Source organism: Sandaracinaceae bacterium (genome assembly GCA_016706685.1).
Classification (GTDB): domain Bacteria; phylum Myxococcota_A; class Polyangia; order Polyangiales; family Houyiibacteriaceae; genus JADJJE01.
In genome coordinates this window covers 508724-521762 of the sequence record JADJJE010000001.1, presented here as the reverse complement: position 1 = coordinate 521762, position 13039 = coordinate 508724, and the positions used below count along the sequence as shown (strand labels likewise).

General features: G+C 71.0%; 8 protein-coding genes. 6 read left to right on the top strand and 2 right to left on the bottom strand.

Going from position 1 to position 13039, the window contains the following annotated elements; all coding sequences use genetic code 11:
* Positions 1-21 precede the first annotated feature (21 nt).
* The 5 genes from pilO (at position 22) to IPI43_02205 (ending at position 5717) form a co-directional block, all read left to right on the top strand.
* The gene (gene pilO, locus IPI43_02225; GenBank protein MBK7772944.1) at positions 22-606 is read left to right on the top strand and encodes a type 4a pilus biogenesis protein PilO; all 585 of its coding nucleotides are present in this window, start codon (positions 22-24) and stop codon (positions 604-606) included.
* Positions 603-1307 (top strand): hypothetical protein, encoded by a 705-nt coding sequence (locus IPI43_02220; protein MBK7772943.1) that lies wholly within the window; start codon positions 603-605, stop codon positions 1305-1307. The genes pilO and IPI43_02220 overlap by 4 nt, the downstream gene beginning before the upstream one ends.
* Entirely contained in the window at positions 1307-3283 is a 1977-nt protein-coding gene (pilQ, locus tag IPI43_02215) for a type IV pilus secretin PilQ (GenBank protein MBK7772942.1), read from the top strand. The genes IPI43_02220 and pilQ overlap by 1 nt, the downstream gene beginning before the upstream one ends.
* Before the next feature lie 106 nt (positions 3284-3389).
* Positions 3390-4979 (top strand): 3-dehydroquinate synthase, encoded by a 1590-nt coding sequence (gene aroB / locus IPI43_02210; GenBank protein MBK7772941.1) that lies wholly within the window; start codon positions 3390-3392, stop codon positions 4977-4979.
* Between the two features lie 84 nt (positions 4980-5063).
* Positions 5064-5717 carry a hypothetical protein gene (locus IPI43_02205; protein MBK7772940.1) on the top strand — a complete coding sequence of 218 codons (654 nt, stop codon included), beginning with the start codon at positions 5064-5066 and terminating at the stop codon, positions 5715-5717.
* A 19-nt stretch (positions 5718-5736) separates the two neighbouring features.
* On the opposite strand, the gene IPI43_02200 is transcribed toward IPI43_02205, so the two are convergent.
* Both IPI43_02200 and IPI43_02195 read right to left on the bottom strand, forming a co-directional pair.
* Positions 5737-11472, bottom strand: a complete 5736-nt coding sequence (locus IPI43_02200) for a hypothetical protein (protein ID MBK7772939.1) — start codon at positions 11470-11472, stop codon at positions 5737-5739.
* Between the two features lie 75 nt (positions 11473-11547).
* A complete protein-coding gene (locus IPI43_02195; GenBank protein ID MBK7772938.1) occupies positions 11548-12540 on the bottom strand; it encodes an NAD-dependent epimerase/dehydratase family protein in 993 nt (330 codons plus the stop codon).
* 176 nt (positions 12541-12716) lie between these two features.
* Here IPI43_02195 and IPI43_02190 point away from each other — a divergent pair, with 176 nt between their 5' ends.
* Positions 12717-13037 (top strand): AtpZ/AtpI family protein, encoded by a 321-nt coding sequence (locus tag IPI43_02190; protein ID MBK7772937.1) that lies wholly within the window; start codon positions 12717-12719, stop codon positions 13035-13037.
* Positions 13038-13039 lie beyond the last annotated feature (2 nt).

Here is a 13039-nt window from a genome sequence, read left to right as displayed (position 1 = left end):
CAAAACCCGACCTTCGCGAACGTGCCTCTTGCCGGAAAGGTGGCCATTCTCTTCGTGATCTTTGGCCTGGTTTCGGCGCTCTACTTCTTCGTGCTGCACCAGCCCATGACGGACGACATCAGCTCGGCGCAACAGGCCAACGCCACGAAGACCACCGAGCGCAACGAGGCGCTGCAGCGTCAGCAGGAGTTCGTGCAGATTCAGCAAGAGCTGACCGCGCGCGAGGCCGTCGACATCCGCAGCCGGCGAGTGTTGCCAGAGCAGGCCGAGATGGCCGCCTTCCTCGAGGAGATCAACCGGTCCGCCGAGCTGTGCGGCATCCGCCTTCGGAACGTGGAGCCCCAGGCGGAGGAGCCGGGCGAGTTCTACACCAGCATCCCCGTCCAGCTCGAGCTCACCGGGACACACCATCAGATCGCGCGGTTCTTCCACAGCGTGTCGCGCCTCGACCGCGCCGTGAGCATGGAAGACATCACGCTCCAGCATCCGGACGAGGACACGCAAGATCTCACCATCAGCGTCAAAGCCATCACCTTCAAGCGGCCGGAGGCCGAAGGCGCCCCTGCGGGCGGCGCCCCGCCGCCGCATACAGGAGCGGGCACATGAGCCGCACGCCTTTCAGCTCGCAGCGTTGGTCCATCGAGTCTGTGCTCCTCGCCACGTGCTTGGCCGCGGCCGGCTGTGACGACCCGATCCAGGCTGGCGCCGGTGGCCCGGTCACGGCGCCGCCTCCCACGGCGACCGCCGAAGGTGCCGCAGTGGCTCCGCCGGTTGCGGATCCCAACGCGCCGGCCGAGCCAGCCGCTGACGCCGGTCCCGCCGCCCTCGTTTACGCAGACGAAGCGTTCGTCGAGATCGACGTACAGCAGCGCGACCCCTTCCGGCACTTCGAGATCGAAGTGATCGCGCCGCCTGCCGTCGAGAGCATCATGTCCGACACCAGCGTCGACGAAATGCGCGTGCTGGGCATCATCACTGGTGGCCTGGGCGGCCGCGCGATGATCGCGGACCGCAGCGGTGTGGGCTACACGGTCCGCGCTCGCCAGTACATCGGGCGACCGGAGACCGTGCAGGTAGGTGGCTCCGACGGCATCGCCATTCCGCTGGTGTGGCGCGTGGACCGCATCCGCGCGAACGAGGTCGTGCTCACCCGTGAGAACCCCTCTGCGCCCGATCAACCGGCACTGACGCGGACGCTCACGCTGCGTAGTGACGAGCAGATGTTGCTCATGAGCTTGGGCTCGGTTGCGCCCATCACGGGGGAGACGGCAACCCCCGTCATTCCCACGATTCCAAGCGGCGGTTGATGAAGTTGTTTCGCCTGTTTTTTGCGATGAGTAGCAAGACGATGGAAGCTCTCGCTACTCACCTCAGGAGTCCTGATATGCGCGCCCTCTCCGCGACCCTATTTGCAGTGATGTTGCCCGCTCTCTGGGCACAGCCCGCGTCTGCGGACGCCATCCCCGAGGCGGCTCTCTCGGTGCCTGCCGACGTCACGACGTTGTCGGGTGTCTCCGTGGAGTCACGGGACGGGCGCGAGCGGGTCATTCTGCAGCTGGACCGAGCGTCCGCGTTCCGGGTCGTGCAGCGCGGCAGTGACAACGTGCTCGAGATCCGCGGCGCCGTCCTGGATCCGAGCGTGTCGCAGCAGACCCAGGGCAGCGCCGACGGCCTGGTGCGTCGCGTGCGCGTCGAGCAGACCAACGACGGCGTGGTGGTGCGCGTGGTGCGCGCTGATGGCGCGACCGGGACGGCCGTGCGCGCCGGCAACCGCATCCTCTGGGTGTTCTCGGGCGACCCGACCCAGCAGGCTCGGCCGCGGACCCGCACCGTGGCTCGCGAGCGTGACTTCCGCGACGGGGAAGAGATGGAGGGTCTCCTCGGCGATGGTGACGAAGTGACCACCGTCGAGACCGACGAAGCCGCCGCATTCCTTACCGATGTCCCTCTCCAGGTGGCGGGCGCGGGTCGCCGTGGCTACTCCGGTCGCCGCATCGACCTCGACGTGCTGGACGCGGACATCCACAACATCCTGAGGCTCCTCGCCGAGGTCGGCGGTGTGAACATCATCGCGGCCGACAACGTGACGGGTCAGATCACGCTGCGCCTCCTGAACGTCCCCTGGGACCAGGCGCTCGACGTCATCCTACAGGCCAAGGGTCTCGGCATGGTGCGCCGAGGCAACCTCATCCGCGTGGCGCCGCTCTCCCAGCTGCAGTCCGAGCGGGAGGCTGCCATCGCACGGCAGCGCCAGGCCATCGAGCTCGCTCCCATCGAAACCCGGCTCGTGCCCGTGAGCTACGCGACGGCGGCCGACGTTGCCCCGCGCGTCACCGAGCTGCTCAGCGAGCGTGGCTCGGTGTCCGTGGACGAGCGCACCAACATGATGATCGTGCGCGACATCGAGGAGAACCTCGACGCCGTCGAAGAGCTCATCCGCTCGCTGGACACGCAGACGCCGCAGGTCCTCATCGAGGCGCGCATCGTCGAGGCCAGCAGCCAGTACTCGCGCGACGTGGGCATTCAGTGGGGCGGCGACGTCTCCATGAGCAGCTCCACCGGAAACCCCACAGGGTTGGTGTTCCCGAGCAACGTGGGCGTAGCGGGTGGCGCGACCGACGCGGCAGGCACACCCACGGCGGGTCTGTCGCCCTTTTCCAACACGTTCGCAACGCCCAACTACGCTGTGAACCTTCCCGCTGCAGTCGGTACCGGCGCGGGTGGTGCGCTCGGCATGACGCTGGGCAGCGTGGGCGGCAACTTCAACCTCAACGTGCGCCTCAGCGCCGCCGAGGCGCGCGGCACTGTGCGCATCATCAGCTCGCCCCGCATCCTGACCCTCGACAACCACGAGGCCACCATCGCGCAGGGCACCCTCATCCCGTACTCCGTGGTGAGCGCTCAGGGCGTGAACACGGCCTTCCAGGAGGCCAAGCTCGAGCTGAACGTGCGCCCGCACGTCACGGCAGACGGCTCGGTGTCCATGCACGTGCGCGTCACGCGCGACGAGCCCGACTTCAGCCGTACCAGCGTTCGCGGTGACCCCACCATCCTCAAGCGCGAGGCCGAGACGGACCTGCTCATCCCCGACGGGCACACCGCGGTCATCGGCGGCATCTACACGCGCACCACCAGCCGCAGCATCCGGCAGGTGCCCTTCTTCGGCGACATCCCGGTGCTGGGCGTGCTCTTCCAGAACCGCCAGGTCCGTGATGACCGCAACGAGCTCCTCATCTTCATCACCCCGCGCATCGTGAACCGCGCGGAGTCGATGCCGCAGTAAGCGAAAGCGGCCCGGCCGTCTTCGAGGCGACTTCGCGAGAGGTCGCCTCGCTTCGTTTGGGGCGGGCCACCATGCCACCCCCCGCCGCGTCTGCTAGGGGATGCCCATGGCGCAGCGTCGCGTGCGAACGATCTTCCTCTCAGGACCGATGGGTGCGGGCAAGAGCACCGTGGCCGTGGCGCTCGGACGCCACCTCGGGCGGCCCGTCATCGACCTCGACCAGCGCATCGCGCAGCACGCGGGGATGAGCGTCGAGCGCATCTTCGCAGAGCAGGGCGAGCCGGCGTTTCGGACGCTCGAGGCACAGGCGGCGCGCGAGGCTGCCGCAGAGGGGGGCGTCGTTGCCCTGGGTGGCGGCGCGCTGACGCAAGACGCACTCCGTCACGAGCTGCTCGAGGCAGGCGTGGTGGTCACGCTGCGGGCGTCCCTCGATGAGCTGCTTCAGCGCGTTGGCGCTGGGGAGGGCAGGCCGCTCTTGGCGGGGCTCGCGCCCGACGCTCGCCGTGAGCGGCTGGGGGCGCTGCTGGAAGCGCGTCGCGAAGCGTACGCGGAGTGCCACGCAGAGATCGACACCGGGAAGGTGAACCTCGACGCCGTCGTCGCGCAGATCGCTGCGCTCTCGGAGGAGGCGCGCGTGGTGGTGCCGCTTGGTCAGCGAACGTACCGCGTCGAGATTGGCCGCGGGGTTCGGGCTCGAGTCGCCGAGCGTGCGGGGCAGGCGTGCTCGGGCGACGTGGTGCTGGTGCACGACGCCGATGATGGCCGCCCCTGGCCGGGCGAGGTGGCTACGCTGCTGACGGCTGCGGGTCGTCGCTGCGTGGTCGTTCAGCTCGAGAACGGTGAGCGCTGGAAGCACATCCAGTCCGTGGAGCGCATCTGGGACGCCGCGCTCGAAGCCGGCGTGGACCGCCACGCGCTGGTGCTGGGAGTCGGGGGCGGGGTGGTCGGCGACCTGACCGGGTTCGCCGCGTCCACCCTCCTGCGCGGAGTGACTCTCGGCCAGGTGCCCACCACGCTGCTGTCCATGGTGGACAGCTCGGTGGGCGGCAAGACCGGCTTCAACCGGCCCCGCGGCAAGAACCTGGTGGGCACCTTCTATCAGCCCCACTTCGTGCTGTGCGACGTGGCGACGCTGAGCACCCTCCCGGACGACGAGCGCGTCTCCGGCCTGGCCGAGGTGGTCAAGAGCGCCTGGCTCGACGGCGAGGACGCCGTCGCCCAGCTCGAGGCGGACGCGCCCCTGCTGAATCAGGGCGAGGAAGAGGCGACCATTCGCGCCATCGAGATGAGCGTCCGGCTGAAGGCCCGCATCGTTCGTCAGGACGAGCGCGAGGGCGGAAAGCGCATGCTGCTGAACCTGGGGCACACGGTTGGGCACGGCCTCGAGGCCGCCCACGGATACGTGGGGTTGCGGCACGGGGAGGCGGTCGCTCTCGGGATGATCGCGGCGCTGCGGGTGGGAGTCGCGCACGGAACCACGCAGCCCGACTCGGTCGCCCGCCTGACCCGCTTGATGGATGACCTGGGCCTCCCCACGGACCTGGACGCCCGCCTCAGCGAGCAGGCGCTCGACTTCATCGAGTCCGACAAGAAAAAGTCTGGAGCGCGGGTGAAATTCGTGGTGCCAGGCCTGCCCGGAGACACCACCGTGGTCCCCATGAGCCTCGAGGCTATCCGCGCGGCCGTCCGCGCGTAGACTCGACACTCTGCCGCTTTCTTGGGCATGTCCCTCGGAACGCGTATGCTGAAGCCGCAGTCGACTCGACTATGTGAGGAACTCATGCGCCACCTGCTCACCCTGGTTCTGTTCTCGATGGCCTTCAGCATCACTGGCTGCGCCAACGATGGGTCGTCGCTCTTCATCACGGGCGTTGGGGGGCTGGACGACATGTGCCTCGTCGACACGTCCGTGAGCCGTACGAACGCGGTCGTGGACGTGACCCTCACGGACAACCTGGTGATCTACCCCGTGTTTGCGTCCCAGGTGCGTGACCGCGTCTCGGCCAACGCGGCGAACCCGTCCGACATGCACGTCCGCTGGGTAGACGTGCGCCTCGAGGATCTGGGTGGCAACACGCTGGACGTCGGGCTGCCCAACCCCTTCCGTGTCCCTACCAGCGTGTTCATCGAGGGCTTCATGGGCTCCGGAGAGGTGTCCATGGGCACCGGCGCCGTGCAGGTGTTGCCTCCGGGCTACGCCGACGCGGTCGCCGCCGCCCCCGGGGGGTCCGTGCTCGCTGCGCTGCGTCCCATCGGCCGCACCAACGGCGGCCTCGAGGTGAAGGGCAACTACGACTTCCACTATCAGATCATCGCATGCGCAAGCGTGCCGGGGACGAGTTCCTGCTTGTCACGCTGCGCCACGGTGGACGAGGAGCTGGTGACGCCCTGCGCACCGGGGCAGAACGACGTCGCGATCATCTCGTGTCCCTGAGCTTCTGCCCCTGAGCGCTTCAGCGCGACAGCGCGTGGTTCATCAGGGCGCGGAACCCGGGCGACCGGTCGTAGGCGGCTTCGAACCGCGCGTCTGCGGGCAGCTCGAGTAGCCCCGCGAGCGTGGGGTCGTCCACGAAGAGGCCCGAGAGAGAGGCCGTGACCTGCCCCGCGGACAGCAGGCCAACCACCGTCGCGCGTGCGTGGGCCAGCTCGAAGAGCGTGTCGAAGTCCAGCGTCTTGTCGTGCAGGGCGTGGCGGATGTCGGCCTGATCGCGCGACGCGATGGTGTGCCACAGGTCCGCTGCCAACGAGGCCGTGTCGGCGTCGATGGGCTGGCCCGGGTTGTGCGGGCCGAAGGCGCCTTGGATGGCCATCATGAGCGTGCGCCCTTCGTCGGCGCTGCGCGTCGCCAACAGGATGTTCTCCGGCCGCGCCAGATGCATGGCGCGCGCCAGCCGGAACACCAGACGGGCGGGGGAGTCGTCCAGCGTGCTCACCAACACGGAGGGCGGATGTGTGGGGGCCACGCCGACGGTCCCGGTGGACGGGTCGCAGGCGTAGACCGCCACGTCGTGGGAGCGCGTACGGGCGAGGGCCTCGCGCACGGCCAAGGCCAACGGCCGGTTGCCGATGCCGCTGACGCGACGGCCGTCCGCGGCGCCGTACTGGCGCAGCGTCTTGCGGAAGACCGGCAGGGCGCAGTGCCAAACGGCGGACAGCACGCCGAAGTCGAGCTCGTAGGGGCCGCGCCGAATGGCGTCCACCGCGCCGTGCTCGGGCGGCGCGCCGATGGCGTGGACCACCGCGTCGTCACGGAACCACGCCACGATCTCCTGGCACATGGCCGCCCGTGGATCGCCCTCGGGGATGGCCTCGATGCTCGTCAGGGACGGTCGTCCCTCCTGGGCCGGGGGCTCGGCCACTTCCGGCGTCTCCGTCCAGTCCCGCGGCGCCTCGGGAGCCTCCGATGGCGTGCCCCACGCAGCTTGTTCGTCGAAGGTGCCTGCGTCGTCGGTCGTTGACGCGGCCGCGTCGCCCGCGCGGGTTGTCGGAGTGCTGGCTTCGGGCACCGCACCGTCCGGGTCGAGGGCGTCAGCCTGCGCCCGCGCCGTGCTGGCGTCGTCCAGTCGCCCAGCGGCGACGAGCCGACCGGCGAGGGCCCGCAACAGCGCGGCGGCTTCCTTCCCGCCGTCGCCCTCGCGCTTCACGATGGCCAGCGCTTCGTTCGCGATCGCGCGCTCCGCGTCGAGGTCAGCGCGGTCCTCGCCTTCGATGGCGGCGATGATGATCAGCGACGAGATCTGGTCCGGGGCGTCCCAGCTCATCTCGATGCGGCTGCGCAGGCCTTCGATCACCCGCTCGCGCATCTTCACCACGCGCTCGGGCTGTTGAGCCTCGGTCAGGTTCCCCAAGCGCCGCAGCGCGGGGAGCAGCTCACTGCGGTTCGTCTGCTTGAAGGTCTTCTCGTACAGGTCGAAGGCGCGCAGCGGTTGCTTCAGCACCTTCTCGGCCAAGCCGGCGGCCCGCCGCGTGAGCTCGATGCGTCGGTCGGCGAGCGTGGCGCGCTCCGACAGGATGGCCAGCGCATCCACCATCGCGTGCGAGTCGGACACCAGCACCGACAGGCGCTCGATGGCGTTGAACACCACGCCCTCGCCCGGTGCCATGGCGAACGCTTGGGCGTAGGCCGCGAGCGCCTCGTGATTGGCACCGGCGCTCTCGAGCCAGCGCGCCTCGCGGTAGCGCAGCCCGCGCAGACCGTGCGGACCCATGGCGCGTGCGCAGAGGTCTTCGTACATGGCCTTGGCGCGATCCACGGCGTCGCTCGCCAGCGTCAGCCGCTCGAACGTGACGAGCAGCTCGGGGTGCGGGGGGTCGATCTGGAGGCCGCGCGTGGCGAGGTCCAGCGCGGTCAAGAGCTCGCCCTCACTCTCGAGGGTGCGCACGGCCGCGGCGAAGCGGTTGGTCAGCTCTTCGGTACCCGCACCCGCCTCGGCCTGGTTCACTGCCACCCAGGCGTCGATGTCGAAGGGGCCCTCTGCGGCCTCCGTCTGGGTGCCGGCCGGCGCGCTGGGCGCTCCGGAGCCCGCGCTCGCGGACAGGCCAGCCTCCGGCGCAGGCCCACGCACGAGCGAGGACCACTCGACACGGGCTTGCTCGGCCCGCGCACCCGTCAGGCCGCTCTCTTCCACGGCCTGCTCCACGAAGCCGGTGGCGCGCTCGGGATCGTTCGCGCGCTGCATGGCGGCTTGCGCCAGGCACAGCAACCGGTGCCGACGCGGCACCACGCCCACTGCGGCCTCGAGCGAGAGCGCCAGCACGGCCATCAAGCGCTGCGTCTCGCCGGTCTCGGTGTAGAGGTCGGCCAGGCGCTCGAGGGAGGGAGGGTCGTGGGGCTCTTCGGCCAGCACGCGCAGCAACGTGCGCGCTTCGGCGGCGGCGTTCCCGAGCTCACGCTGAATCGCCGCGAGGCGCCGTAGCGGGTCCACGCGCGCCGAGGCTTCGGTCCACGCCACGATGCGCTCGAGGGTGGCGATCTTGGAGGCCTGGTCCACGCCGGACTTGGCGAGCTCCCAGCTCTGCTTCAAGAGCTCCCGCTCGCCGAGTGTGTCGAGCGCACGCAGCGCCAGTGTGCAGGCCGCGTTCTCGCGCGAGAGGTCGCGGAGCGCCGTGAGCGCATCGGAGACCACGCTCGCGGTCTCGGGGGCGATGCACAGCGGCAGCAGTGCTTGGTCGGCACGCTCGAGCAGCGCATCGGCATCGCGCTCTGGGTCACGCTCTGTGGCGCGCAACGTCCGCCGCACCCGCTCGAGGGCCACGGCCGGGGTCGGTGAGATTCGGAAGTGCGCGTCCAGCAGGGCACGAGCCAACTCTTCGTCGCGCGCCCGGTCGGCCAGCGCCAGGCAGGTCTCGAGGAGCGCGGGTGTGTCGCCCAGCACGGCACGCGCCGGCGCCACCCACTCGAGCGCCTCGCGGTCGGGCAGGGCGTCGAAGTAGCGCACCAGCAGGGCCAGCGCGTCGGCGCAGCGAGGATCGAGCGCCAGCGCGTCGCGTGCGGCCTGGAGTGCGATGTCGGGGGCCCCGGCGGCGTCGGCCACGAGCGCAATCTGACCCTGCAGGCGAGCCGCTTCGGAGGCCTCGGGGGCCTGAGCCAAGCGGGAACGCAGCGCCCGCTGACGCAGATCCGGATCGCCCACTTGCCGTGCGGCGAGGTCCAGGCGCGCTGACGCCACGCGCGAGCTCGGGTCCAGCTCGAGCGCCCGCAGCGCGGCGCTCGCGCACCCGAGTGGGTCTCCGGCGAGGGCCAGCATGCCCGCCGCGTCACAGAGCGCCTCGGCGGCGGCGGTCCCGCTCAGGTGGACGGGAGCGCGCAGCAGGAGCTCCACGCACTCCGCGTCGAGCCCGGCTACGCGCAGCACCCGGACCAGTGCGCCGAAGGCCGCAGCGTGATGCGCTGCCGGACCCAGGAGCACGGTGCGGAGGCAGCGCGTGGCCTCTGCGCGACCGCTCGGGACGTCGCGCAGCAAGAGCCCCAGCCGCATGGCGAGCGCCCCGCGCTCCGCTTCGGGTGCCGCTTCGAGGTCGCGGCGGGCGAGATCCAGCAACGCACCCCGCTTGGTGGCCAGCGCGCGCAGGCGAGCCAGATCCGCGTCGGCGCTGCTGCGACCGCGGAGGGCTAGGGCCTGCTCACGGCAACTGGCCGCGCGCTCCAGCTGCCCCGACTCCTCCGCGAGCCGAGTGGCGCGGTCCAACAGTTCGGCGCGGGCGGCGCGGGCGCCGTCATCATCCCGGCTTTCGCCGGCCGTCTGCCCTGCCTTGCCGGCCCGCTCGAGGCCGTCGAGCAGCAGCGAAGCGTGCCCAGCGCGCCCGGCCTCGGCTTGCAGCGCCGAGAGCGTCTCGGGCGAAGCGGGATCCACAGCCAGCGCCCGCACCAAGAGTTCAGCCGCCCAGGTGTCGTGGGGCTCATGAGGCGCGGCGCGCACGTGGGCTTCGGCGGCCTCGCGCAGCCAGCGGGCTCGAGCCGCGCCCGTGCTCGCGGCAGCCACGGCCTCCAACACCACGGCCAGCTGCGCGTCCGACTGCGCTGAGCGCGCGTCGGCGACCAGTGGGTCGTGCAGGACCTCCAGCTGAGGCTCGGCGACGAACGCCTCGATCAGGAAGTCGTGCGAGAGGTCGGGACGCTCGGCCGTCTCGGCCATCTCCGCCGCCTCGAGCAAGAAGCGGCGGCGCACGTCCGGCGCTCCCGCGGCGGCCGCGGCCAGCCGCAGCTCGCTGAGCGCCGCCTCACCGAACCCGCCCTCGCACAGGGCCCGGGCATAGGCGCTCGTGCGCTCGGGGGTGTCTTCGAGGGCCCGCGCGAAGCCCAACAGCGCGCGGGCACGCTCCGGGCGTCGCACCGCACCCGCGCCCGCTTCGGCGGCGGCCGCGGCAGCGACGATGTCGCCCCGCTGGTGGCGAACGCGAGCCAGCTCTTCGAATGCGTCTCCGTCGCTCGGGTCCGCCTCGAGAGCCTGCACCAGCGTGGCCTCGGCTTCGTCGATGGCGCCGAAGCGCCGCGCGTTGCGCGCGATGAGCTTGAGGCTGCGCGCGCGCTCACCCGGCTGCCCCGCGGCCGCCGCCGCCGCGCGCGCGTACGCGTTGCCGAGCTCCACGCGTCCCATGGCGGTGCACATCGTGGCCGCTGCGTCGAGGGCGTCGTAGTACGTTGGGTCTGCTGCGGCGGCCTCGCGGAACGCGCGACAGGCTTCCTCGAGCGAGCGATGGTGACGCTGCCAGGCGCGCCCGAACTCGAGCCACGCGGTGGCGCGCTCGCGTGGCGGGGCGCTGCTGGCCTCGAGGTTGGCGATGCGCTTCTCGAGCGGATCGAGCGGGTCATCGAGGCGCATCAAGATGGGCGGCAGGGGCGTGAGCTTGTGCCCGAACTCCGACAAGCGCGGGGGCGGCACCGAGGCGGGCCGCGCGGGGAGCTTGGCGGAGGGGATGCTCTCGATGATGACGGCTGGCGCGATGGCCGCCTCGGTGGGCCCCGCCGGCGGAGGCGCAATGGTGGTGGGCCGCGGCGGGGGCGGCGGAGGCGAGTCCACCCGAGCGCTGAGGAACACCAACCCGGCACGCAGCAGGGCGGCGATGCGGGACGCGGCAGCGGGCGAGGTGGCGAGCAAGCGCGCCACGCGGGGCGGGTCCAGCGCCGGCAGCTCGGCCCAGGCCTCCGCCGCCGCACGATGAGCGCTGTCCTGCCAGATCAACAGCTTGCTCGCCTGCGAGCCCACCAATCCAGCGTCGCGCTCACCGGCTCTCCGGGCGAGGGCGTCCAGGAGCAGCTCCAGCAGCGGGGTGCGGTGCTCGCCGGCGCGTGCGCTCAGCGCCGCCGCAGGCTCGAAGTCGTTGAGCCCCTGCCCAGCGTCCACGTCGGTTTGGAGGCCGAAGACCAGCCGATCCAGCCACAGCGCGCGCAGCCCCTGCGTGAGCTGCGCGGGCGTGAGCACGGTCTCCAGCTCGCGTATCAGCGGGTTCCCCGACATCTCGGACTTGGCTCGCGCCGCGCGCGCGGCGGCGTCGTCCAGGCGCCCGGCCTTCACCAGGAAACTGTCCAGCGGCTCGTCACCGGGCGCGGGCAGCACGCCGATGACCTGCCCCTCGTGCAGCACCAGCTTGCGGCCGCCGATGGCGATCTCGCCGCTCGCCCCGCGCTCAGCGAGCTCGAGCAGGGTCCTCGCGATCGGTCCCGGCACCAGCGCCGACGGTGAATCCATGGGCGCGGAAGTTATCACAGTCACACTCGGCGCGACGGCTTTCTGCCTGTGCCCGGGAGGGGCATCGAACGGGCCTCAGCGACGGTACCAGCCGTTGGCTTCGTACCACGCGTGTGTGCGGGCCAGCGCCTCGCGCCGTGGCAGCGTGGCGGCGAACCCGAAGTCGCTGGCGGCGGCGTCGGCGTGGCAGGTCCAGGCATCCTGCGCGCCCATGATGGCCTTCTGGCGGTTCATCAACCGTGGCTCTCCGTCGAAGCGAGTGGCGAGCTCACCCAGCGCCCCGGCCACGAAGGGCATCTGCTTCGGGAGCGAGACCGTCAGCGCGCGCTTCCCGACCACCGCCATGATGTCGGCCTGGAGCGTCTCCCACGTGATGGGCTCGCCGTCGGCCAGGAAGTAGCCGCGCCCCTCCGCCGCCGTCGCCGCGCCCGCACGCAGGATGGCCGATACCACGTCGTCCACGTAGACGAAGCTCCCCCAGCTCTTGCGGTTCCCGAAGAACAGGTTCACGCGGCCGCGCGCCAGCTTGAACAGCTCGAGCATGTCCACGTCACGTGGCCCGTAGACGCCGCTCGGGCGGATGATGGTGTAGGGCACCTGGGCGCGCTCCACCACGCGCTCCGACGCGAGCTTGCTCTCGCCATAGAACTCGACCGGGCGGCGCGGGTCGGTCTCGCGCAGCGGCTGCCCCGGGCGGCTGGGGCCATAGGCCGCGAGAGATGACACGTGCACGAAGCGCTTCAGCCCCTTGTGCTCCGCCTCGGCCGCGCGCAACAGGTTCTCCGTGGGCATCACGTTGCCGCGCTCGAAGTCGGCGTAGGTGCGGCCCTTGGTGGCGCCGGCCACGTGCAGCACGTAGTCAGGGCGCTCGCTCGCCATGATGCGCTTCAGCCCGGCGAGGTCGTCGTAGTTCGCCTCCACGCTCCGTCCCGTCCGTGCCGCAGGCGAACCCGGTCGCCGGATGGCCAGGACGTCGGAGCCCCGCTCGAGCAGTGTGTCGCGCAGCCAGCTGCCGATGAAGCCGCTCGCGCCGGTGATGAGGACTTTGCCTTCGATGGTGTCGGTCACCGCGCTGTGATGCCCGCTCCGCGCAGCGGCGGCAAGCCCCCCGGCACCCCATCGGGCTGGTGGGGCGGCCGGTCAGATTGATGGAGTCACATCACCGGAGCCGGATCAGGAGGGTTACAGCGCACCCGGGCGCACTCGGTGACGTGGGTGGGCTCCATCTTGCACGTCACGAGGTCATGAACATCGAACCACCTCCGGACACCGAGGAGACGCGCGCCGTTGCCGAAAAGGCCACGGCCGAGATCGCCCGCAAGTGGAAGGCGCGCCAGCGCATCCCCGCCGGCCGATTGGGCTTCGTGCCCATGGGCCTCGTCGGCTGGACCATCGTGCTGCCCATGCTGCTCGCGGCCACGCTCGGGCACTGGCTGGATGCTCACCATCCGGCTAGCTTCTCCTGGATGTTCGCGCTGCCCGTGGCGGCGCTCGCGATAGGCTCGGTCAACGCGGCCTACTGGGCCTACGCGGGTCGCCGCGCAGCCGCCAGCTTGCCGGAGTGAGC